This window comes from Occultella glacieicola, from assembly GCF_004353825.1.
Taxonomy (GTDB): domain Bacteria; phylum Actinomycetota; class Actinomycetes; order Actinomycetales; family Beutenbergiaceae; genus Occultella; species Occultella glacieicola.
This window is the reverse complement of record NZ_SMNA01000006.1, coordinates 141,342-162,392: the sequence shown is the minus strand read 5'-3', so window position 1 is coordinate 162,392 and position 21,051 is coordinate 141,342. Positions and strand designations below refer to the sequence as shown.

Sequence of the window (21,051 nt, the reverse complement as noted above, 5' to 3'; positions counted from 1 at the left end):
ATCCTCATGTCAGACTGGCCCGACCCGGGAGGGGGAGGAACGCGTGATCGCTGTGGTCGGCCTGGTCGTCGGCGTCGTTCTCGGCCTCATTCTGCAACCGAGCGTGCCGGTCGAGTTGCAGCCCTACCTGCCGGTGGCGGTCGTCGCCGCGCTGGACGCCCTGTTCGGAGCCGTGCGGGCCCGTCTGGAGCACGTCTTCGACGAGCGCGTCTTCGTGACCTCCTTCCTCTTCAACGTGCTGATCGCGGCCTTCCTGGTGTTCCTCGGCGACCAGCTCGGCGTGGGGTCGCAGCTGAGCACGGCGGTCGTGGTCGTCCTCGGGATCCGGATCTTCTCCAACGCGGCCTCGATCCGGCGCCACATCTTCAAGGCGTAGCCGATGTCGAACGACGAGGTGTCGCACGACCAGGGCAAGCCGGAGAACGACCGGCCGCGTTCGGTCCCGGACGGGCGCGGGGAGAGCCTGCGCGCTCGGATCCTGATCGGCGTGATGTGCGTGCTGCTCGGGATCGCGATCGTCGCCCAGGTCCGCCAGACCCAGGGCGACGAGTTCAGTTCGCTGCGACAGGACGATCTGGTCCGGCTCCTCGACGAGGTCACCCAGCGCAACGAGGAACTCGCCGCCGAGGGGGACGAGCTGCGCGCGCAACGGTCGTCACTCCAGTCGGGCTCCAACGCCCGGCAGTTCGCCGAGGACTACCTGACCCTGCAGGAGATCCTCGCCGGCACCGTGCCGGTCGAGGGGCCCGGCGTGGTGGTCGAGGTCGATGACCCGGATGGCGAGGTTTCGGCGCAGACGATGGTCCACATGCTCGAGGAGCTCCGTAACGCCGGCGCCGAGTCCGTGGAGGTGTCCGGCGTGCGGCTGACGGCGACGGCCTCGTTCACCGACGGCCCCGACGGGGTCATGGCCAACGGCGAGACCCTGACCTCGCCCTACGAATGGCGTGCCATCGGTAATCCGCAGACCCTCTCCGTGGCGCTCGACATCCCGGGCGGCGCGCTCGCCGGGTTCCGCAACGCCGGAGCGAGCGCCACGATGGTCGAACGCGACCTCGTCCAGATCACCGCCGTCGTCCAGGTCGAGGAGCCCGAGTACGCGGTGCCCGTCGACGACGAGGACTGACCGGCCGGTCCCTTCGCCGCGGAACCCCTGTGCACCGGGGCTCCCTCGACCTAAGGTTGAGGGTAATGTTGACGGCCTAGCACCATGCACGAGACCGAGTCGCCAGCGGCTACGAGTCACTCAGAGCAAGCCGGCCAGGGAGGCACTGCACCAATGGCACCCGAGAACGAGAGCGCGGGCAACGAGTCCGGTCCGCCGCCGGTCCACACCACGGCAGCCCTGGGTCGGGTCGTCCCGTCGGACTACGAGGAGTTCGCGCCCGGGGCGATCGACGCCAGTGACCGGGAGGCCGTCGAGGCGCTGCCGCCGAGGTCGGCGTTGCTGATCGTCCAGCACGGTCCGAACGCCGGGGCCCGGTTCCTCCTCGACGACGACCGGGTCAGCGCCGGCCGGGACACCGCCGCGGACATCTTCCTCGACGACGTGACCGTCTCCCGGCGTCACGCCGAGTTCCTCGCCACCGACGGTGGCTATGCGGTCCGTGACGTCGGCAGCCTGAACGGCACGTACGTCAATCGCACCCGGATCGACCAGAGCGAGTTGCAGGCCGGCGACGAGGTTCAGATCGGGAAGTACCGGCTCACGTTCCACCCGAGCCCACGTCGCACCCACCCCACCGACGACGCAGCGGACGCACCCGGCACCGGCGGCGGTGGTGCGGCACCGGCCGACGGCGAGCCGGGTTCGGGCGCGCCGGCGCAGTGAGCACGTCCTCGGCGTCGGCCCGGCCGTCCGACGAGCCCGAGCGCTGGCCGGCCGGTGTGTCCCGGACTCCGACGATGAACATCGGGGCGGCCCTGTCGATCCTGCAGCGCGAGTTCCCGGCTGTCAGTGTGTCGAAGATCCGGTTCCTGGAGGACCAGGGGCTGGTGACACCGCACCGGACGCCGGCCGGCTACCGGACGTACAGCCAGGCGGACGTCGAACGGCTCCGGTTCGCGCTCACGGCGCAGCGGGACTCGTTCCTGCCCCTGAAGGTCATCCGGGAACGGCTCGAGGAACTCGATGCCGGTGCCGGATCGGCTGACGCGCCTGCTCCCGGTGCCCGGGTGGTCACCGAGGACGGCGAACTCGTCGCCACCCAGGGCCGCAGCCGGATGACCGGCAGCCAGCTCGCGGAGGCCGCGGGGTGCACCTCCGAGGAGGTGGAGGTGCTGGCCGGGGCCGGGCTGATCACGCCGGACGCCGGTTCGAAGTACCCGGCCGGCGCCGTCGAGATCGTCCGGCTCGCCGGGCAGCTCGCCGAGCACGGCATCGAGCCGCGGCATCTGCGCTCGGTGCGCACGGCCGCCGAGCGCGAGCTCGACCTGATCGACCAGCTGGTGGCACCGGTGCGCTCGGTGCGCAGCGGTCCGTCGTCGGGCGCCTCCCGGGCGAAGGCGCACACCCTGGCCTCCGACCTCGCCGAAACGTTCAACGCGCTGCACACCGCGCTCATCCGCGCCGGGATCGACCGGCTCCAGTAACGCCGTCGGGCCCGCGCACGGGGGTCCGTGAAAAATCACTCACGCTGATTGCGCGCACTGGCCCGCCGCGCGGCGTAGCGTGTAGGCGTGCGAAAGATGGGAGTCCTCGGGGTCCGTGTTCGGGTCCACGCGCCCGAGCATGACGTTCTGGTCGTGTTGTCCGAGGCGGAGGGGCCGCTGTCCCTGCCGATCGTGATCGGTCCGCACGAGGGCGTGGCCATCGCAACGGCACAGGCCGGCATGCAGTCGCCCCGGCCGGGACCGCACGACCTGCTGCTCAGCGTCCTCGAGGCGTCGGAGGTCGGCCTCGACCGGGTGAACATCATCGAGGTCCGGGACGGAACCTTCATCGCCGAACTCGTGCTCACGAACGGGCGACGAGTGGACTCACGGGCGTCGGACGCGATCGCGCTCGCGCTGCGCGCGCATGTGGAGGTCTGGTGCGCGGAGGCCGTCCTGGACGTCGCCGCCGTGGTCCTGGACGTGGACGAGGACGACCACGAGCACGTCCACCTGGGCGCGCCCATGCACGGTCAGGAGGCGGACGAGGAGGTCGCCGAGTTCCGGGAGTTCCTGGATTCGGTGGCTCCGGAGGACTTCGACGACTCCGGTGCGTGAGCCCGGGCGTGTCGGTGTTTCTGCCGGCGCATCCGAAGGTTTCCGGGCACCCGTGGACCACCGAACGGCGGGATTCCGCGGAACCTTCAACTTCAGGTTGAGAGTAAGACTCACCGGTGCCGACACGCCGAGCACCGTTCCGGCCCGGCGTCGTTGATCCGAGCCCTCGGTGGGCCTAGTTTGGGACCAGAACGGGCGCCGACGGAGCCCGTGGCACACCACGCGATAGAGTGGTGATGGTCAGTGCGATGAATGGAGTAGGCGTGAGCGGCATCGATGCGACAGCAGACGCGCCCGGCTCGACCCCGCAGCGAGCCCAGGGCATGTTGTTCGGTGACACGCTCCCGGATCTGGACACCGCGACCGGTTACCGCGGGCCGACGGCCTGCCGGGCGGCCGGCATCACCTACCGGCAGCTCGACTACTGGGCCCGGACCGGCCTCGTCGAGCCGAGCATCCGCCCCGCCACCGGCTCCGGCACTCAGCGCCTCTACAGCTTCCGGGACGTGCTCGTCCTCAAGGTCGTGAAACGGCTGCTCGACACCGGCGTCTCGCTCCAGCAGATCCGCACCGCCGTCGACCACCTGCGTGAGCGGGGCGTCGACGACCTGGCCCAGATCACACTGATGAGCGACGGCGCCAGCGTCTACGAGTGCACGTCTGCCGACGAGGTGTTCGACCTCGTTCAGGGCGGGCAGGGTGTCTTCGGCATCGCCGTCGGGCGGGTCTGGCGTGAGGTCGAGGGCAGCCTCGCCGAGTTCCCGACCGAGCGCGCCGAGGAGGACGGCCCGGTCGTCACGAAGGACGACGAGCTGGCCCGCCGCCGCGCCGCGCGCAAGGGCGCCTGAGGACCGTCGCGCTCCCATCCGGTCCGGGCCCTCACGCGGCCCCGCGACGACGTGCATGATCGGGCCCGGACCCGAGGGTGAGGGAGGGGTTCCACGTGCGCGCGCCGCGTCGTGGACGCCGTCCGGCCAGGTCGGCCGCGCACGGTAGCGTGCTGTTCGCGCACACCCCCGCACACCCCTGGGAGCCTGCATGTTCTCGACCGTCCTCGTGGCCAACCGCGCCGAGATCGCCGTCCGCGCCTTCCGCGCCGCCTATGAACTCGGCGCCCGCACCGTGGCGGTCTTCCCCTACGAGGACCGGGCCTCAGAGCACCGGCTGAAGGCGGACGAGGCGTACCTGATCGGTGAGCAGGACCACCCGGTCCGGGCCTACCTGGACATCGACGAGATCCTCCGGGTCGCGAAGGAGTCGAAGGCGGACGCCATCTACCCCGGGTACGGCTTCCTCTCCGAGAATCCCGAGCTGGCGCGCGCCGCAGCGGCCGCCGGGATCAGTTTCGTCGGGCCGCCCGCCGACGTTCTCGAGATGGCCGGGAACAAGGTGACGGCGCTGCATGCGGCGCGCGCGGCGGGTATCCCGGTGCTGCCGTCGAGTGAGCCCTCGGGGGATCCCGACGCATTGCTCGCCGCCGCGGACGAGATCGGGTTCCCGGTGTTCGTGAAGGCGGTCGCGGGCGGTGGCGGCCGGGGCATGCGCAGGGTGGAGGCGCCCGCGGACCTGCCGGATGCCCTCGCCGCCGCGATGCGGGAGGCGGACGCCGCCTTCGGCGACCCCACGGTCTTCCTCGAGCGCGCGGTCCTGCGTCCTCGGCACATCGAGGTACAGATCCTCGCGGACAGCACCGGGGAGGTGGTGCACCTGTTCGAGCGGGACTGCTCGGTCCAACGCCGCCACCAGAAGGTCATCGAGATGGCACCTGCCCCGAATCTCGATCCTGCGACCCGTGAGCGACTCTGCGCGGACGCCGTGGCGTTCGCGAAGGCGATCGGGTACGTCAATGCCGGTACCGTCGAGTTCCTCCTGGACACCGAGGGGGAGCGGGCCGGCGAGCACGTCTTCATCGAGATGAACCCACGGATCCAGGTCGAGCACACCGTGACCGAGGAGGTCACGGACATCGACCTGGTGTCCGCTCAGATGCGGATCGCCGCCGGGGACAGTCTCGCCGACCTCGGCATCACCCAGGAGGGGGTGCGGGTCAACGGGTTCGCGCTGCAGTGCCGTATCACCACCGAGGATCCGGCCGATGGGTTCCGCCCGGACACCGGCCGGATGACCGCCTATCGGTCGCCCGGCGGGGCCGGGGTCCGGCTGGACGGGGCCACGGCGCACGCGGGCGCCGAGATCACCGGCCACTTCGACTCGATGTTGGTGAAGCTGACCTGCCGCGGCTCGAGCTTCGCGGTCGCGACCCGACGGGCACGTCGGGCGCTGGCGGAGTTCCGCATCCGTGGCGTCCGGACGAACATCCCGTTCCTGCAGGCGGTCCTGAACGACCCGGACTTCATCGAGGGCCGGGTGGACACCTCGTTCATCGCTGAGCGGCCCGGGCTGCTGACCCCACGGGTGAGTGGTGACCGCGGTTCCAAGCTGCTCACGTTCCTGGCCCACGTCACGGTGAACCAGCCCTACGGCACCCGGCCGGACGCCCTGCTCGAACCGGCCGCAAAACTGCCCGGCACCGACCTCGGCGAGGCACCGCCGTCGGGCTCTCGTGCGCGACTGGCCGAGCTGGGACCGGACGCCTTCGCGCGAGCCCTCCGGGAGCAGACGGCGGTCGCGGTCACCGACACCACGTTCCGGGACGCGCACCAGTCGCTGCTGGCGACCCGGGTGCGCACCACCGACCTGGTCGCGGTCGCGCCGCACGTGGCCCGGACGACGCCCGGTCTGCTCTCGATCGAGGCCTGGGGCGGGGCCACCTACGACGTCGCGCTGCGGTTCCTCGGCGAGGACCCCTGGGAGCGGCTCGCGGCACTGAGCGAGGCCGCGCCGAACATCAACCTGCAGATGTTGCTGCGCGGACGCAACACCGTCGGCTACACCCCGTACCCGACCGAGGTCACCGACGCGTTCGTGCGGGAGGCGGCGGAGACCGGCATCTCGATCTTCCGGATCTTCGACGCCCTCAACGACGTCGCCCAGATGACCCCCGCGATCGCGGCGGTGCGCGAGACGCCGGCGCTGGCCGAGGTGGCCCTGTGCTACACGGGCAACCTCAGCGACCCCGGTGAACGGCTGTACACGCTGGACTACTACCTGCGCCTGGCCGAACGGATCGTCGGGGCCGGTGCGCACGTGCTCGCGATCAAGGACATGGCCGGTCTGCTCCGGCCGGCCGCCGCGGCCACGCTGGTGCGGGCCCTCCGTGAGCGGTTCGACCTACCCGTGCACCTGCACACCCACGACACCGCGGGCGGCCAGCTCGCGACCCTGATGGCCGCGATCGCGGCCGGCGTGGACGCGGTCGACGTGGCCAGCGCACCGATGGCCGGTACCACCAGTCAGGTGCCGGCGTCGGCGCTCGTGGCCGCGCTCGAGCACACCGAACGGGCGCCCGAGCTCGACCTGCGCGCGGTCACCGACCTGGAGCCGTACTGGGAGGCCGTGCGCGCGCTCTATGCACCGTTCGAGTCGGGGCTGCGGGCGCCCACCGGTCGTGTCTACGAGCACGAGATCCCCGGTGGGCAGTTGTCCAACCTGCGTCAGCAGGCGATCGCGCTGGGCTTGGGAGACCGGTTCGAGCAGATCGAGGCGATGTATGCGGCCGCGGACCGGATCCTCGGGCACCTGGTGAAGGTCACCCCGTCGTCGAAGGTGGTCGGCGACCTCGCCCTGCAGCTGGTCGCGACCGGCGCGGACCCGGGGGCCTTCGAGGCCGAGCCCGGTCGGTTCGACCTGCCGGACTCCGTGGTCGCGTTCCTGCACGGGGAGCTGGGCGACCCGCCGGGCGGCTGGCCCGAGCCGTTCCGGACCAAGGCGCTCGCCGGGCGCGGACCCAAGCGCCAGCCGGTGCCGTTGACCGAGGCGGACCGGACCGAGCTCGCCGCCGATTCCACGCGGCGACGGACGCGGCTGAGCGAACTGCTGTTCCCGGGACCGGCCAAGGACTTCGCCGCCAGCCGGTCCGAGTACGGCGACATCTCCGTGATCCGTACCTCCGACTACCTGTACGGTCTCGACGCCGCGAGCGAGGTCGAGGTCACGATGGAGCGTGGCGTACGGCTGCTCGTGGGGCTTGAGGCCGTCTCCGAACCGGATGAGCGGGGCATCAGGACCGTGATGACCACCCTGAACAACCACCTGCGGCCGGTCCAGGTGCGTGACCTCTCCGCCGAGGTCACCGCGGTCGCGGCCGAGAGGGCGGATCCGAGCGTCCCGGGTCAGGTGGCGGCCCCGTTCGCCGGGTCGGTCACGCCGGTGGTGTCCGAGGGCGACGCCGTGGCGGCTGGCCAGACCGTCGCGACCATCGAGGCGATGAAGATGGAGGCCGCGATCACGACACCGGTCGCCGGGACGGTGCAGCGGGTGCCGAGTCCCACGGCCCGGCAGGTGGACGGCGGGGACCTCGTCATGGTGGTCGCCTAGTCGGGGTCGGCGGACCGGAACACTCTCAAGCCGGCGCGGAACCGGCACCGACAGGCTGGGTCAGGTCCCGTCCCCGGTCCGTTCGGGTCGACGTGCCTCGATCAGGAACCGGGTCGGGTGGCAGACGAACGAGCCGGTGGCCCGGATGCCGTCGTGGACGGCGCGCAACTGAGGCCGGAATCGCGCCACGTTGAAGTCGGGCACGGTCCACACGACCTTCCGCAGGAACACCACGACCGCGGCCACGTCGAAGAACTCCATGACCAGTCGCGCCTCGCGCAGGTCCACGACCTCCAGCCCGGCCGCCTCGGCGGCCGCGACCGCGTCGGCGGGGAAACGACCACCCGGCTTCAGATGACCCCCGAGCATCGCCCGGGACAGCTCGATGTTCGAGCCCGGCCCGACCTCCTGAGCCAGGAACGTGCCGCCCGGGGCAAGAACCCGTCCGATCTCGGGCCACGGCGTGACCACGGGCAGCCGAGCTGTGACCAGGTCGAAGCTGGCGTCCGCGAACGGAAGGGGGCCGGCGTCGGGCGCTTCGAGAACCTGCCCGCCGAGGGGAGCGAGCGCGGCGCGGGCGAGCGGCAGGTTCGGCGGCCACGACTCCGTGGCCCGCAGGACCGGCGGCGGACGCTCGATCGTCGCGAGCACCTCGCCGCCACCGGTCTGCAGGTCCAGCCCGGCGCGGGCGCCGGCCATCCGCTGCGAGACCAGCCGGGCGTACCCCCATGGCGGGCGTTCCTCGGTGGCCCGCCCGGCGAACCAGGAGAAGTCCCAGCCGGAGACGTCGACGGCCTCGCCCTCGGCGAGGAGATCCTCGAAGGAACGCTGGGCCTGATCGGTACCGGAAGCCATGGGTCCAGCCTGCCGAGTCGGAACCCCTCGGCCAAGGGGTTATCCGCGCGGGGTCCGGGAACGGCGGTCAGACCCGGATGACCTCGACGCCCGCCACGTCGAACGCCGCGACCAGGTTCGGGTCCGCGCCGGTGTCCGTGATCAGGGCGTGCACCCGGGAGGTCGGCAGGATCCGCACGAACGCGCTGCGCCCGAGCTTGGTGGAGTCGGCCACCACCACGACCCGGGCCGCGCGCTCGGCGAGGGCGGCGTTCGTGCTCGCCTCGCCCTCGTCCATGGCGCTCGCACCGGCGTCGGGATCGAAGGCATCCACCCCGAGGAAGAGCACGTCCAGGCTCACCTGCCCGAGCAGGGGGCTGGCGAGGGGACCGGTCAGTTCGTAGCTGTGTGGCCGGACCACACCACCGGTGACCACCACCCGCAGGTGCGGCCGCACAGCCAGTTCGTTCGCGATGTTCACGGCATTCGTCACGATCACCAGGGGTCTGGAGCGGTCATCGCCGGGTAGGCCGGGATGGACCGCGAGTTCCCGGGCCACCTCCGTGGTGGTGGTGCCGCCGTTCAGCCCGACCACCTCGCCGGGCCCGACCAGAGCCGCCGCGGCCCGGGCGATACGTTCCTTCTGGTCACCCTGCCGGGCGGCCCGGTACCGCAGCGGCAGGTCACCGGAGCCCGGGCCGGCGGCGGCGCCGCCGCGGGTGCGGGTGATCAGCTGCTGCTGGGCGAGGGTGTCCAGGTCGCGGCGCACGGTGGCGGGGGAGACGCCGAGTTCCTTGGTGACGTCCTCGATGCGCACGTGCTCGCGCCGCACGACGAGTTCGAGCAGCGAACCCAGTCGCTCGTGCCGTTCCATCCGAGACCTCCGTCGATGCTGACCACCCGGCCGCGCCGACGGCGCCGACCGTTCCACTCGCGAGCGGGCACCCGGTGATGATTCGTGCGCGGAACACCCCTATAGTCGTCACCATACGTCATCGCCACCCAACGAGAGGACCCCGGAATGAACCACACCGCGAACGAGGTCGCTTCGCAGCCCGAGGTCTGGCGCGCGGCGCTGCGGCTCCTGCCGCCAGCCGTCGGGACCGGGGCCGCCGCCGACGGGCTCGATGGCCTGCCGAGCGCCGGCGAGCGGGTCGCCGTGATCGGTTGCGGCACCTCGTGGTTCGTGGCCCAGTCCTACGCCGTGCTGCGGGAGCGGGCCGGACAGGGGGTCACCGACGCCTTCACCGCGACCGAGTTCCCGGCCGGCCGGGCCTACGACCGGATCGTGACCATCTCCAGGTCCGGCACCACCACCGAGATCGTCGACGTGCTCGCTGCCTCGAGCAGCCCGTCGGTACTCCTCACGGCCGTGGCCGGCGGGCCCGCCGCTGCCGTGGCCGACCACGAGATCGTGCTCGGATTCGCCGACGAGGAGTCGGTGGTACAGACCCGGTTCGCCACGACCGCCCTGCTCCTGCTGCGCGCGAGCGCACTGGGCGCTGACACCCTCGAGACGGTGCCCGCCGACGCCGAGGCCGCACTCGCCGCCGAGATCCCGCAAGCCTGGATCGACGCCGACCAGATCACGTTCCTCGGCACCGGCTGGACCATCGGCCTGGCCCACGAGGCCGCCCTCAAGATGCGGGAGTCGAGCCAGTTCTGGACCGAGTCCTACCCGGCCATGGAGTACCGGCACGGACCGATCTCGATCGCCCAGCCCGGCCGGCTGGTCTGGGTGTTCGGGCCGATCCCGGCGGGTCTCGCCGACGACGTCGCGGCCACCGGCGCGACCCTGGTCACCAGTGATCTCGACCCGCTCGCCCACCTGGTCCTGCTGCACCGCCTCGCCGTCGCCCGCGCCGAGGCGAGGGGCCTGGATCCGGACACACCGCGCAACCTGACCCGCTCGGTGATCCTCGACACCGGCGCCCACTGAGCATGCCCGCGCACGCCGTCGCCGTCGACGTCGGCGGCACCACTATCAAGGCGGGCCGCGTCGACGCCACCGGGCAACTGACCCGGGCACGACGGGTGCCCACACCGCGCGACATCCCCGCACTGGTCGAGGCGATCGGCACCCTGGTGCGCGAACTCGCCGAGCCAGGCGACGCCGTCGGGGTGGTCGTGCCCGGCATCGTCGACGAGGCAACCGGCACCGCGGTGCTCTCGGTCAATCTCGGCTGGCGGGACGTGCCGTTGCGGACCCTGCTCGTCGAGGACCTGGGCCGCGACGTGACGTTCGGCCACGATGTCCGGGCCGGCGCGCTGGCGGAGTCCGTCTGGGGTGTTGGCGGTGACCTGCTGTTCGTGCCGGTCGGCACCGGCATCGCCGCCGCCCTCGTGCTCGACGGTCGGGTGCGCGGCACGGGGTGGGCCGGCGAGATCGGCATGCTGACCGTCTCCGATCCCGACGGCGGGGGACCGGTGGTGCTCGAGTCCGTCGCCTCCGCGGCCGGTATCGCCAGGCGGTACGCCGCGCGCGCCGGCGTGGCGGTCGATGGCGCCGACGCGGTGGTCGAGGCCGCGGACGGCGGCGACCTCGACGCCATCGCCGTCCTCGGCGACGGGATGGACGCGCTGGGCCCGGCACTCGCCGACGCGGTCGCCCTCCTCGGCCCGGTCCCGATCGTGGTCGGGGGCGGCCTCGCCGGTGGTGGCGAGTCCGTGTTCGGACCGCTGCGCGAGGCGATCACGAGAAGGCTGGGCGAGCGTCCCGCGAGCGGGGTGATTGCGGCTAGGCTCGGACCCTGGGCAGGGTGTCTCGGGGCCGGGGCATTCGCCATGGGCCTGTCGACGTCGTGGGCCGAGGAGGGAGTGGAGCCGTGATCCTGACCGTCACTGCCAACCCCGCGCTCGATGTCACCTACCGCACGACGGCACTGCGGCCCGGCGAGTCCCACCGGGTCGGGATCGTCGGCCGATCGGCCGGCGGCAAGGGTGTGAACGTGGCGCGGGTGTTGAGAGCGCTCGGCGAGGACCCGGTGTGCGTCGGTTTCCTCGGCGGCAGCACCGGTGCCGAGATCCGCGAGCTGCTCGACCGCGCCGGGATCCGTCACGAGTTCCTGCCGGTCCAGGGCCCGACCCGGACCACGGTGACCGTCGTGGACGACTCCGGAGCGACCGTCCTGAACGAACCGGGACCGCAAGTGTCGGCTGCCGACTGGCGGTCGCTGGCCGACGTCGTGGCCACGCTGATGAGCCCCGGCGACGTGCTGGTGATCAGCGGCTCGACCCCGCCGGGCACCCCACCGGACGCGGTCGCGTCGCTGGTACGGGACGCCGTCGAGATGGACGTCCGGGTGGTGGTCGACACGTCCGGCCCGACGCTCCTCGCCGCGGCCGATGCGGGTGCCGACGTCCTCAAGCCGAACGCCGAGGAACTGCGCGCCGCCACACAGGTCACGGACGTGCGGGCGGCCGCCGGAGCGCTGCTCGACCGGGGCGCCGGCCTCGTGGTGGTCTCCCTCGGCGAAGCGGGCGTGGTGGCCGTGGGTGACGTCGAAGGGGTTCGGCAGATCTGGACGGCGGCGCCACCCGAGGTGCTGACCGGCAACCCGACCGGGGCGGGGGACGCGGCCGTGGCCGCGATCAGCCTCGCGCTGGGCTCCAACCACCGACCCGATGGTGACGCCGTGAGTTCCGTCGCACCTAGACTGCACGACGTCGTCGCGCTCTCGGGAGCGGCCGTCATGGCCCCCGTGGCCGGCGACTTCGACGTCCCCACCTATCAGCGCCTGCTTGCTCGTACGGATGTGAAGGAGACCCATGCCACTCGTTGATCTGACCAGCGTGGCCGATGCGTGCAAGGCCGAACGGTCGGGACTTGGAGCGTTCAATGTGGTGCATCTGGACCACGCCGAGGCGTTCGTCGGGGCCGCGGCGGAGGCGGGGCGCCCGATCGTGCTGCAGGTCAGCCAGAACGCCGTGAAGTACCACGGCGCGCTCGCTCCGATCGGCGCCGGAGTGCTCGCCGTGGCCCGCGCGGCCGAGGTGCCCGTGGTGGTGCACCTGGACCATGCCGAAGATGTGGACCTGGTCCAGGACGCGATCAACCTGGGCTTCACCTCGGTCATGTACGACGGGTCGAACCTTCCCGACGACCTGAACCGGGCGACCACGAAGGCCGTGGTGGAGCACGCCCACTCCCGCGGCGTCTCGGTCGAGGCCGAACTCGGCGAGGTCGGAGGCAAGAACGGCGTGCACGACCCGTCCGCGCGCACCGACCCCGAGGCGGCCGCGACCTTCGTCGCGGAGACCGGGGTGGACCTGCTCGCCGTCGCCGTCGGCTCCTCCCACGCGATGACCACCCGGGGCGCCCAGCTCGACCTGGAGCTGATCTCCTCCATCGCGGCGTGCGTGGACGTGCCCCTGGTGCTGCACGGGTCGTCCGGGGTCAGCGACGACGGTATGCGGGACGCGATCGCCGCCGGCATGACCAAGATCAACGTGGCCACGCACCTCAACAAGATCTTCACCACGAGCGTGCGTGACTACCTGATCGAGAACATGGAGGTCGTGGACACCCGCAAGTGGTTCCAGGCCGGCAACGCCGCGATCAGCGCGGAGGTGGTCCGGCTGCTGGCCTGGTATGCGGCACCGGCACCGGTGCGGGGCTGAACCGGGCGCATTAGGCTCGGTGGATGGCCAAGTACTTCGACGTCCACCCGGTCAACCCGCAGCCGCGGCTGATCCGGCAGGCCGTGGAGATCATTCAGGCGGGTGGTCTGATCGCCTACCCCACTGACTCCTGCTACGCGCTCGGTGCCGCCCTGGGCAACCAGCACGCGAAGGACCGGATCGTCGCCCTTCGGCGCCTGGACGACAAGCACCACTTCACCATCATGTGCGCGGACTTCGCCCAGCTCGGGCAGTTCGTGCACGTGGACAATGCGGTCTTCCGGGCCGTGAAGGCGGCCACCCCAGGCAGTTACACATTCATCCTGCCCGCCACGAAGGAGGTGCCGCGACGCCTCCTGCACCCGAAGAAGAAGACCGTGGGCGTTCGGATCCCGGACCACCCGGTGGCGCAGGCACTGCTCGCCGAGCTGGGCGAACCGCTGGTCTCCTCGACGCTGCTGCTCCCCGGGCAGGACGAGCCGATGACCGATGGCTGGCAGATCAAGGATGAGCTCGACCATGCACTCGACGCGGTGATCGACTCGGGGGAGTGCGGCGAGGTCCCCACCACGGTGGTGGACCTGTCCGAGGGCTATGCCGAGATCGCCCGCTACGGGGCCGGTGACCCCAGCCCGTTCGAGTGATCTCCCTGTCGATGACCCGGATGTCGTAGGTCCCTGCCACCCTCTCGAACATCGGTATCACGAGGTTCTGGAGGGCTGATGATCACGCATGTGCAGCAGTTGGAGGGCGAGCTCGCTCGCTTGTCGCAAGCGCTGACGGCGGTGCGGCCGGGGGAGTGCGCGCTGTGTTACGTGCAGCGGATGCTCACGAACTTCGACTGCGACGGGACGTCGCGGTGGGTTCGTCGGTGGGCGGCGCAGCTCGGGCCCGGGGCGTCGCTCCGCACGGAGCTGACCGGGCCGCACGGGGAGTCGTCGGGGGTGGTCCGGTCGGTGCCGCCGTGCGACTGTGACCTGTTCTGGTCCGGGTGGGAGCCTGTGATCGAGGCTCCGACGGGGCGTCCCGCCTGGCCCGACCCCGATCGCGGGTGCCCGGAGCTGGATCGTCCCACCGGAGCGCCGGAAGCATCGAGAGCCTGCGCCCCGTGCAGGATCTGGCAACGGCGCCGGGATTCTGCTTGACCTCAACCATGGTTGAGGGCCGAGCCTGGGGGTGAGCCGGAAGCGCCGGGCCCTCCATGGCCGCCGATGAGTTCGTCGGGGCCTGCGGGTCTGTCCTGCTGTCGACGTGCACCAGACCGGCGTCCCCGGGCCTACGGCCCGGGTGCGCCAACCCCGCTCAACGAGCCAGAGAGATCCCCGAGATGTCGCAGAAACGATCGATCACCACCCGACGACTGCCCCGTGCGTTGAGCCCGTTCCGGCACTCCGCGTACCGGCGGCTCGGCCTGGCGCTGTTCTTCTCGCTGATCATGAGCGGTCTCTGGATGGTCGCGTTGGTCTGGGAGGTCATCCGGATCGACGGCGACGCGCGGGACCTGTCCGTGGTCACCATGTGCGCGGCGATCGGGACGATCGTGCCGGCGCTGGCCGGAGGGGTGGTCGCGGACCGGGTGCCGCAGAAGCTCATCCTGCTCGGCGTCGAGACCGCCCACGTGCTCCTGTTCGCCGCCGCCGCACTCCTCGGCATCACCGGGCAGACCCAGCTGTGGCACCTGGCGGTGATCGCCTTCCTCGGCGGGGCCGCGATGGCGTTCTACTACCCTGCCTACTCAGCCTGGCTACCTGCCCTGGTGCCGCCGGAGGAGCTCCTCGCCGTGAACGGGTTCGAGGGCATGCTCCGTCCGTCGCTGCAGCAGGCGGCCGGGCCCGCGCTGGCGGGCGTGGTGATCGGGGTCGCGTCGCCGGGCGCGGCGATGGCCCTGGCCGCCCTGAGCGGTCTCCTCGGGCTCGTCGCGCTCGCCGCGGTGCCACTCACGCCGGTGCGCCGGGAGCGTCCCGACGGCTCCGACGTTGCCCGCGCGCACCCGGTACGGACCATGTTCACCGACATCGCCGAGGGCTTCCGCTACTTCCTGGTCACGCCGTGGCTGCTCGCCACGCTCCTGTTCGCCTCCCTGATGATCCTGGTGATGATGGGCCCGCTGGAGGTCCTGATCCCGTTCCTGATCAAGGACCGGCTGGGCGGCGGGGCCGGTGATCATGCCCTCGTGCTGGCGGGGTTCGGCCTCGGCGGGGCCGTCGGCTCGCTGGTGATGGCCTCGCGGCGGCTGCCTCGCCGCTACCTCACGGTGATGATCCTGCTCTGGGGCGTCGGCAGCCTGCCCTTCGTGGCGATGGCCTATGCGACGGCGGTCTGGCAGATCATCCTGGCCGCGACGGTGCTCGGTGCGCTCTTCTCGGCTCCGTTGGTGATCTGGGGCACGCTGCTGCAGCGCCGGGTACCGCCGCACCTCCTCGGCCGCGTCTCGAGCCTGGACTTCTTCGTCTCGATCTCGCTGATGCCGGTCTCGATGGCGCTGGCGGGTCCCGTCGCGGACCTGGTCGGGCTGCGGGCCACATTCATCGCTGCCGGGGTGCTGCCCGTCATCTTCGCGGTGGCGGCGATCCTGATCGCGCGACTGCCGCAGGACGAGCTGACGAACCCCCTGGACGTCACCGACGCGGCCGCGGCGGAGGCCGGATCCGAGGATGTCGCACCGTCCGGGACCTGTGTCGCGCAGGCCGGTCCGGAGACGGAGCAGGAGTGCTTCGCGGGCGCTTCGGACGGGTGAGTGTCGGCTCGAGGCTCAGCGTGGGCGCGAGGAGGTCACGGTGAGACTGATCGTGACCACATCGCCGTCCTCGAGGTCCTCGGCACGTCGGACGGCATCCTTGATCGGCACGATGTAGCCGCCGTTCTTCGGGAACAGGGAGGTCGTGTAGGTGGTGTCCCCGATGCGTGCGCGGACCGGGATCATGCCCCAGCCGTAGGTGACCTCGCGCATGATCTCGAGGAGGAACTCGGCCCCCTCCTCGTCGACGGTGACGAAGTGGAACGGCGAGGGTCCGCGCCAGTACCAGATCTCACCGGTGACCTCGAGGTCCGGGGTGGCGGGCCCGTCGTCGATGTCGGGCGCGCCCGGACCACCCGGCGACGATGCCCATCCTGGTCGACCCACGTCTCGTTCCCTCCGTCAGGGCTTCGGCGGCATGCCCTCGCGAGGATAGGGTGCATTCCGGATGGTGTGCATCCGGAACACGGTCCGGAGCGGAAGTTCGAGCGAGCACGGGAGCCCGGGTGAACGGCGACGTCGACAGTCCCACGGCGCGGGCGCTCCTGGCGCTCGAGCTGATCCAGGGGAACCCCGGTATCAGCGCTGAACGGTTGGGGGAGCGCCTCGGCGTGAGCGAGCGGGCCGCGCGCCGGTACGTGACGATCCTGCGCGAGGCGAGCATCCCGATCGAGTCGAGCCGTGGACCGTACGGCGGGTACCGGATCGGACGGGGCGTGCGGCTCCCGCCCCTGACGTTCACCGCCACCGAGGTGCTCGCCCTGGTCATGGCGGTGCTCGACGGACACCACGACGCCGGCGACCCGACCGCCCCGGTGGGCAGCGCCGTCGGGAAGATCATGCGCGCCCTGCCGGAGTCGGTCGCCGCCCAGGCGGAGCAGGTGCGGCGCAGCGCCGCGGCGGCACCGGACCGGGCGGCGGCCCGCCCGGACCCGGGCACCACCAGCGCACTGGTCCAGGCCACCTCACAGCAGCGTCGGATCCGGATGGAGTACCGCTCCGAGGCAGGCTCGCAGTGGTCCAGCGAAGTCGATCCCTGGGCTGTCGTCGTGCGGCACGGGCGCTGGTACCTGCTCTGCCACTCGCACCGGGCGGAGGCCCAGCGGGCTTACCGGATCGACCGGATCCTCGCCGTGGAGACGCTCGCGGACCTGTTCGTCCGTCCTGCCGACCTCGACCCGGTGGCCGCCCTTGAGGAGCATCTCGCGGTCGGCTGGGAGTACGAGGCCGAGGTGCTGATCGAAGCGCCGCTGGCGCAGATCCGGCCCTGGGTGCCGCGTTCCCTCGGCCGGCTCGACGCGGTCGGGGATGCTCGGACCTCCCTCGTGGGCAGCACCAGTGACCCCACGTGGTACGCCGCGGAGCTCGCCGAACTGCCGGTGCCGTTCCGCGTCGTCGGCTCGGAAGCACTCCGCGCCGCCTGCCGGACGATCGGGCAGCGACTTCTCGACGCCGGCGCCTGACCGGCCGGTGCGCGGTCGGTCACCGTATCGGCGAGCGACCACTGACCGGCCGCCACCCGGCCGGTGGATCCTCGCCGACGCGACCGTCGAGCGCCTCGCGGAGCAGGTCCGCGTGACCGGTGTGGCGCCCGTACTCCTCGATCAGGTCGAGCAGGAGCCGGCGCAGACTCGCGTGGTGTCCCTCGCCGTCGTTCAGCGCCGTAGCCTGATCGAGGCCACCACGTTCGAGCGCGGCCGCGATCCTGGCATCCGACCTGGCCACTGCCCCGTCCCAGAGAGCGTAGAGCTCATCGGGGGAGTGGCCGGTGGGATCGAGCGTGAACGCGTGGTACTCGGCCCCGCTGGGCCAGAGCGACTCCCACGGCTCCCCGATGGGTTCGCCCGTGAGCTTCGTGGTGAACATCGAGTCCTCGTCGGCGGCGAGGTGCTTGAGCAGCCCGCCGAGGGTGAGCGTCGAGGACGGGATCCGGTGCACGAGGCCGGCATCGTCGAGACCGTCGGCCTTCCACCGGAAGGTGGTGCGCAACCGGGTCAGGGTGCCGAGCAGGTGCTCGGACTCGGTGCCGGCGAGCGGCGGCTCCCAGGGGTACTCATCGGGTCTCATGCCCGCACCGTACGGAGGGTTCCGGACGGTGACCGTCCGTAACATCGCCTACGGTGAGCGGGACGTGACGACGGTCTCTGCCGACAGGAACTCACACCGGGAGACGATGATGACCCGATCCACTGCGAGTCAGGTGCCCGACCTGGCCGGCACACCGGACTGGCGGCTCGTGGCCGGTCAGCCGAGCGCCTGGTTCGAGGCGCCGACCACGTCAGCAGGGGCGGAGCTGGTCGCGCGGATCACGCGCGTAGCGGCGGGCGCCCCGGCGGCGATCGACCTGCGGGCCGGGGGAGTGCGCGTTCGCCTCGGGGCGCAGGGAGGGGCAATCACCGGCGAGGACCTCGAGGTCGTCCGGGCGGTCTCGGCGGCGGCTCGGGACCTCGCCCTGGTGGCCGACCCGGCGGCACTCCAAGTGGTCCGGCTCGTCATCGACGCGTCGGACCGTACGGCCGTGTTGCCGTTCTGGCGCAGCGTGCTCGGCTACGGGGCCGATTGCGGGGACACTTTGATCGACCGGCTCGGACGTTGGCCGGCCGTCTCGTTCGTACCGCAGGACCCGCCGCGGCCCTTGCGCAATCGCATGCACGTCGATGTCGTCCGCGTCGCCGAGTCGGTGACTGCCGCCCGCGAGGCAACCGGGCAGGTGCCCCACGGTCCCTTCGGCCTCGCGCTCGCCGACCCCGACGGCAACGTGGTCGACCTGGTTCCCGGTGGCAACCTCGGCGACGGTCCCGAGACCTCCGACTGGCGGGCGATCTTCGGGGCGATGACGCACTACCGCACCGACTCGCTGGCACAGGGGAGCGCACTCGCCACGATCGTCGCCACCCTCGCCGACGAGGCCGGCGAACCGCTGCTCGTGGATCTGCGGCCCGACGGCGTCACGATCGACAGCGGCAAGGACCAGTTCGAGGACGCCGACGGCGGGACTCGCGCGGCGTTCATCGAGCTCGCCGCCGCGATCCAGGCCGCGGCACGCGGCCTCGGGCTGAGCGCCGCCCCCGACCAGGTGGGGTTCGTGCAGTACGGCATCGACGCCGTCGACATCCCCGCCACGCGGGCGTTCTGGACGGCGGCCCTCGGCTACCGACTGGACCCACGCGCGCACCTCACCGACATCTACGACCCGCGCCGGCTCAACCCGGTCCTGTTCTTCCAGGACATCGACGCGAGCGAGGAGGATCGGCTGCGTCAGCGGGACCGACTCCACCTCGAGCTGTTCGTACCGGACGACCTGGCCCCGGCCCGGCTCGAGGACGCGACCGCCGCCGGCGGCCGGCTCGTCGGCGAGGCTCCCGGCCGATGGACGGTCGCGGACCCGGAGGGGAACGAGCTCACGCTGCGCACCGACAGCGCCTGATCCGGAGCCCCCACCGCGCGGCCGTCAGGACTCGATCTGCGCCCGGCGTGCGCGCACCAGGGTCTCGACGATCTCGTCCGGCAGCGGGTGGGCGGGCTGGTAGCGGATGGTGCCCTTGTCGAGCCCGATCCCGGGATGTCCCGCCAGTGCTGGCGCCACCGCGGACACGGCTTCCGGGCTGAACGGATACACGCCGATGTGCCTCTTGGTGCGTTGGACCGACACCAGGGGCCTGCCGCGATGGATCAGCGCAGGCATCCCGTATCCGAGGCCCTGCTCGGCGTCCGGCACCACCTCGCGCGCGATCTCGTAGATGCGCTCGATCGACACCCGGTCGGCGGGGTCCAGTCCGGACAGCTGATCATCGACGGTGCCCATCGGGTCATCCTGTCACGCGATGCCGGCACCGGAGGGTGCGTGGCTCGACGGCACCGCCGAGATCGCCAACATCGTGGGGATGCTGGCGAACCATCGCTCGTAGTCGTTCCATTCGGATTCGGGCAGCTCGTGACGTGGCAACGTCGCCGGCTCGGCCAGCCTGCGCACCAGAAGTCTATGCCGCGACAGCACGTCGACGTAGTCCTCCAGGGGGCCGGTGATAGTGCCGGTGCCCGCCGAACGACTCGACCCACCACTGCGCCCGTTCCCGGTAGCCGGTGACCGAGCGGGACCACGGGGGTGCGTCGCCGCTGGGGGAGGGCGCCTGGTTGAAGAAGGCCGGGTGCAGGATCGAGAACACGAAACGCCCGCCCGGACGCAATGCCCTCGACACAGCGTCCACGAGGGGATCCAGAACGGGAAGGTCCATCAGGACCATGTGGCAGACGATCGCGTCGTAGCCGTCGGGATCCGCAGCGAACTCGGTCGCCAGATCCCGAACCTCGAAGCGGAGGTCCGGATGCCTCGCCCGAGCGGTCTCGATCAGTGCCGCGCTGCCATCGACGCCGTCGACCACCGCACCGTCGGCCGCCAGCAGGGCGCTGAGCCATCCATGGCCGCAGCCGAGATCCCAGATCCGCTGGCCGCTCGGGTCGCCGAGTTCGTCGGCGAGGAACGGTGCGAACCGGCGGTAGAAGGAGTCGGTTCGACCGCCGACGGTCTCGGCGTAGGTGCCTGCGACCGCGTCCCACCGGTCACGGTCTGCGCGGGCACGGGAGTCGGTTGCCATCGGGACTCAGCCTACCGGGACGTGCGGAAACGCTCACGGACGACGGCGTGCCGGGACACATTCGACCTCGGAGGGCCCGATCCCCGCCGAAAGTAGGTATCGGGACGCGGTGCGACCTGCGCGCGCTGGCTGGGCACGTCCGGGTGGCCGCGAACGTGGATCGCTCGGAGGATCTCGTCACCGAGAGGACCAACATGCGAAGGACAGTACGAAGGACGATGCGCCGGGCAGCCGCCGGGAGCCTTGCCACGATGGGCGTCGCCGCAGCGGTCGCCGCGACCACGGCGGTCCCGGCGAGCGCGGCCGACCAGTGCCTCGAGATCGAGGTCGCCACGGCCTGCTTCGAAAGCTACGGCGACACGTTCGCGCTCTCCGACACCCAGGTCGACGGGCTGACCCCGATGCTGCAGTGGGAGACCGACTACGGGCGTTCGGGCGAGTTCGTGTTCTCCGGCAGCAACACGTGGGAGGTACGCGACTACGACCTCGCCGAGCGGTACAACGTCAACTTCCGGATCCTGTTGATCGACGCGGACGGCGACGTCGTGGACGGCACCTCCTGGGTCGGCACCCCGATCGGGGGCTGATCACGACGAGGTCGGCGGGTGGCGCGGCACT

Annotated in this window: 24 protein-coding genes; 17 read left to right on the top strand and 7 right to left on the bottom strand. The window is 71.5% G+C overall.

From position 1 onward, the window contains the following. Nucleotides 1-43: 43 nt before the first annotated feature. The 7 genes from EXU48_RS13545 (at nt 44) to EXU48_RS13515 (ending at nt 7,647) form a co-directional block, all read left to right on the top strand. Complete coding sequence (locus EXU48_RS13545) at nt 44-376, top strand: small basic family protein (protein WP_133108195.1); 333 nt, start codon at nt 44-46, stop codon at nt 374-376. 3 nt (nt 377-379) lie between these two features. Then, the gene (locus EXU48_RS13540) at nt 380-1,126 is read left to right on the top strand and encodes a DUF881 domain-containing protein (protein ID WP_133108194.1); all 747 of its coding nucleotides are present in this window, start codon (nt 380-382) and stop codon (nt 1,124-1,126) included. 153 nt (nt 1,127-1,279) lie between these two features. Continuing rightward, a complete protein-coding gene (locus EXU48_RS13535; RefSeq protein WP_133108193.1) occupies nt 1,280-1,831 on the top strand; it encodes an FHA domain-containing protein in 552 nt (183 codons plus the stop codon). Then, the gene (gene ftsR, locus EXU48_RS13530) at nt 1,828-2,592 is read left to right on the top strand and encodes a transcriptional regulator FtsR (protein ID WP_235857017.1); all 765 of its coding nucleotides are present in this window, start codon (nt 1,828-1,830) and stop codon (nt 2,590-2,592) included. Before EXU48_RS13535 ends, ftsR begins: the two co-directional genes overlap by 4 nt. A gap of 96 nt (nt 2,593-2,688) precedes the next feature. Beyond that, nucleotides 2,689-3,210 (top strand): bifunctional nuclease family protein, encoded by a 522-nt coding sequence (locus EXU48_RS13525; RefSeq protein ID WP_207947759.1) that lies wholly within the window; start codon nt 2,689-2,691, stop codon nt 3,208-3,210. A 248-nt stretch (nt 3,211-3,458) separates the two neighbouring features. After that, a complete protein-coding gene (locus EXU48_RS13520) occupies nt 3,459-4,058 on the top strand; it encodes a MerR family transcriptional regulator (RefSeq protein ID WP_133108191.1) in 600 nt (199 codons plus the stop codon). A gap of 190 nt (nt 4,059-4,248) precedes the next feature. After that, nucleotides 4,249-7,647, top strand: a complete 3,399-nt coding sequence (locus EXU48_RS13515) for a pyruvate carboxylase (RefSeq protein WP_133108190.1) — start codon at nt 4,249-4,251, stop codon at nt 7,645-7,647. Nucleotides 7,648-7,707: 60 nt separating this feature from the next. Here EXU48_RS13515 and EXU48_RS13510 read toward each other — a convergent pair whose 3' ends face one another. Further along, complete coding sequence (locus tag EXU48_RS13510; protein WP_133108189.1) at nt 7,708-8,502, bottom strand: class I SAM-dependent methyltransferase; 795 nt, start codon at nt 8,500-8,502, stop codon at nt 7,708-7,710. A gap of 67 nt (nt 8,503-8,569) precedes the next feature. Further along, nucleotides 8,570-9,355 carry a DeoR/GlpR family DNA-binding transcription regulator gene (locus EXU48_RS13505; protein WP_133108188.1) on the bottom strand — a complete coding sequence of 262 codons (786 nt, stop codon included), beginning with the start codon at nt 9,353-9,355 and terminating at the stop codon, nt 8,570-8,572. Nucleotides 9,356-9,502: 147 nt separating this feature from the next. Here EXU48_RS13505 and EXU48_RS13500 point away from each other — a divergent pair, with 147 nt between their 5' ends. From EXU48_RS13500 to EXU48_RS13475, 7 genes are all read left to right on the top strand, one after another. Further along, nucleotides 9,503-10,420 carry an SIS domain-containing protein gene (locus EXU48_RS13500; protein ID WP_133108187.1) on the top strand — a complete coding sequence of 306 codons (918 nt, stop codon included), beginning with the start codon at nt 9,503-9,505 and terminating at the stop codon, nt 10,418-10,420. Nucleotides 10,421-10,422: 2 nt separating this feature from the next. Then, a complete protein-coding gene (locus tag EXU48_RS13495; RefSeq protein ID WP_133108186.1) occupies nt 10,423-11,310 on the top strand; it encodes an ROK family protein in 888 nt (295 codons plus the stop codon). Beyond that, nucleotides 11,307-12,263: a 1-phosphofructokinase family hexose kinase gene (locus EXU48_RS13490; protein WP_133108185.1), complete on the top strand. Its 957-nt coding sequence runs from the start codon at nt 11,307-11,309 to the stop codon at nt 12,261-12,263. Before EXU48_RS13495 ends, EXU48_RS13490 begins: the two co-directional genes overlap by 4 nt. Continuing rightward, on the top strand, nt 12,250-13,101 hold the full coding sequence (locus EXU48_RS13485) for a class II fructose-bisphosphate aldolase (RefSeq protein WP_133108184.1): 852 nt from the start codon (nt 12,250-12,252) through the stop codon (nt 13,099-13,101). The genes EXU48_RS13490 and EXU48_RS13485 overlap by 14 nt, the downstream gene beginning before the upstream one ends. Before the next feature lie 23 nt (nt 13,102-13,124). Then, on the top strand, nt 13,125-13,745 hold the full coding sequence (locus EXU48_RS13480) for an L-threonylcarbamoyladenylate synthase (RefSeq protein ID WP_133108183.1): 621 nt from the start codon (nt 13,125-13,127) through the stop codon (nt 13,743-13,745). Between the two features lie 78 nt (nt 13,746-13,823). Beyond that, nucleotides 13,824-14,246: a DUF2695 domain-containing protein gene (locus EXU48_RS25505; RefSeq protein ID WP_407938737.1), complete on the top strand. Its 423-nt coding sequence runs from the start codon at nt 13,824-13,826 to the stop codon at nt 14,244-14,246. A 182-nt stretch (nt 14,247-14,428) separates the two neighbouring features. Beyond that, nucleotides 14,429-15,838, top strand: a complete 1,410-nt coding sequence (locus EXU48_RS13475) for an MFS transporter (protein ID WP_133108182.1) — start codon at nt 14,429-14,431, stop codon at nt 15,836-15,838. A 15-nt stretch (nt 15,839-15,853) separates the two neighbouring features. On the opposite strand, the gene EXU48_RS13470 is transcribed toward EXU48_RS13475, so the two are convergent. Beyond that, nucleotides 15,854-16,225: a DUF1905 domain-containing protein gene (locus EXU48_RS13470; protein ID WP_235857016.1), complete on the bottom strand. Its 372-nt coding sequence runs from the start codon at nt 16,223-16,225 to the stop codon at nt 15,854-15,856. A 119-nt stretch (nt 16,226-16,344) separates the two neighbouring features. Here EXU48_RS13470 and EXU48_RS13465 point away from each other — a divergent pair, with 119 nt between their 5' ends. Next, entirely contained in the window at nt 16,345-17,301 is a 957-nt protein-coding gene (locus EXU48_RS13465; RefSeq protein WP_235857015.1) for a helix-turn-helix transcriptional regulator, read from the top strand. Between the two features lie 19 nt (nt 17,302-17,320). Here EXU48_RS13465 and EXU48_RS13460 read toward each other — a convergent pair whose 3' ends face one another. Then, nucleotides 17,321-17,905, bottom strand: a complete 585-nt coding sequence (locus EXU48_RS13460; RefSeq protein ID WP_133108180.1) for a mycothiol transferase — start codon at nt 17,903-17,905, stop codon at nt 17,321-17,323. Between the two features lie 28 nt (nt 17,906-17,933). On the opposite strand from EXU48_RS13460, the gene EXU48_RS13455 reads away from it, so the two are divergent. Next, the gene (locus EXU48_RS13455; protein WP_133108179.1) at nt 17,934-19,265 is read left to right on the top strand and encodes a VOC family protein; all 1,332 of its coding nucleotides are present in this window, start codon (nt 17,934-17,936) and stop codon (nt 19,263-19,265) included. A 24-nt stretch (nt 19,266-19,289) separates the two neighbouring features. Here the strand turns inward: EXU48_RS13455 and EXU48_RS13450 are convergent, their stop codons facing one another. The 3 genes from EXU48_RS13450 to EXU48_RS13445 are packed head-to-tail and all read right to left on the bottom strand — an operon-like array spanning nt 19,290 to nt 20,433. After that, on the bottom strand, nt 19,290-19,643 hold the full coding sequence (locus EXU48_RS13450) for an iron chaperone (protein ID WP_133108178.1): 354 nt from the start codon (nt 19,641-19,643) through the stop codon (nt 19,290-19,292). A 12-nt stretch (nt 19,644-19,655) separates the two neighbouring features. Next, the gene (locus EXU48_RS24525) at nt 19,656-19,811 is read right to left on the bottom strand and encodes a hypothetical protein (RefSeq protein ID WP_165962809.1); all 156 of its coding nucleotides are present in this window, start codon (nt 19,809-19,811) and stop codon (nt 19,656-19,658) included. Nucleotides 19,812-19,818: 7 nt separating this feature from the next. Beyond that, a complete protein-coding gene (locus EXU48_RS13445; protein ID WP_133108177.1) occupies nt 19,819-20,433 on the bottom strand; it encodes a class I SAM-dependent methyltransferase in 615 nt (204 codons plus the stop codon). 218 nt (nt 20,434-20,651) lie between these two features. Between EXU48_RS13445 and EXU48_RS13440 the strand changes: the two genes are divergently transcribed. Continuing rightward, nucleotides 20,652-21,020 (top strand): hypothetical protein, encoded by a 369-nt coding sequence (locus EXU48_RS13440; protein WP_133108176.1) that lies wholly within the window; start codon nt 20,652-20,654, stop codon nt 21,018-21,020. The last annotated feature ends 31 nt before the right edge of the window (nt 21,021-21,051 follow it).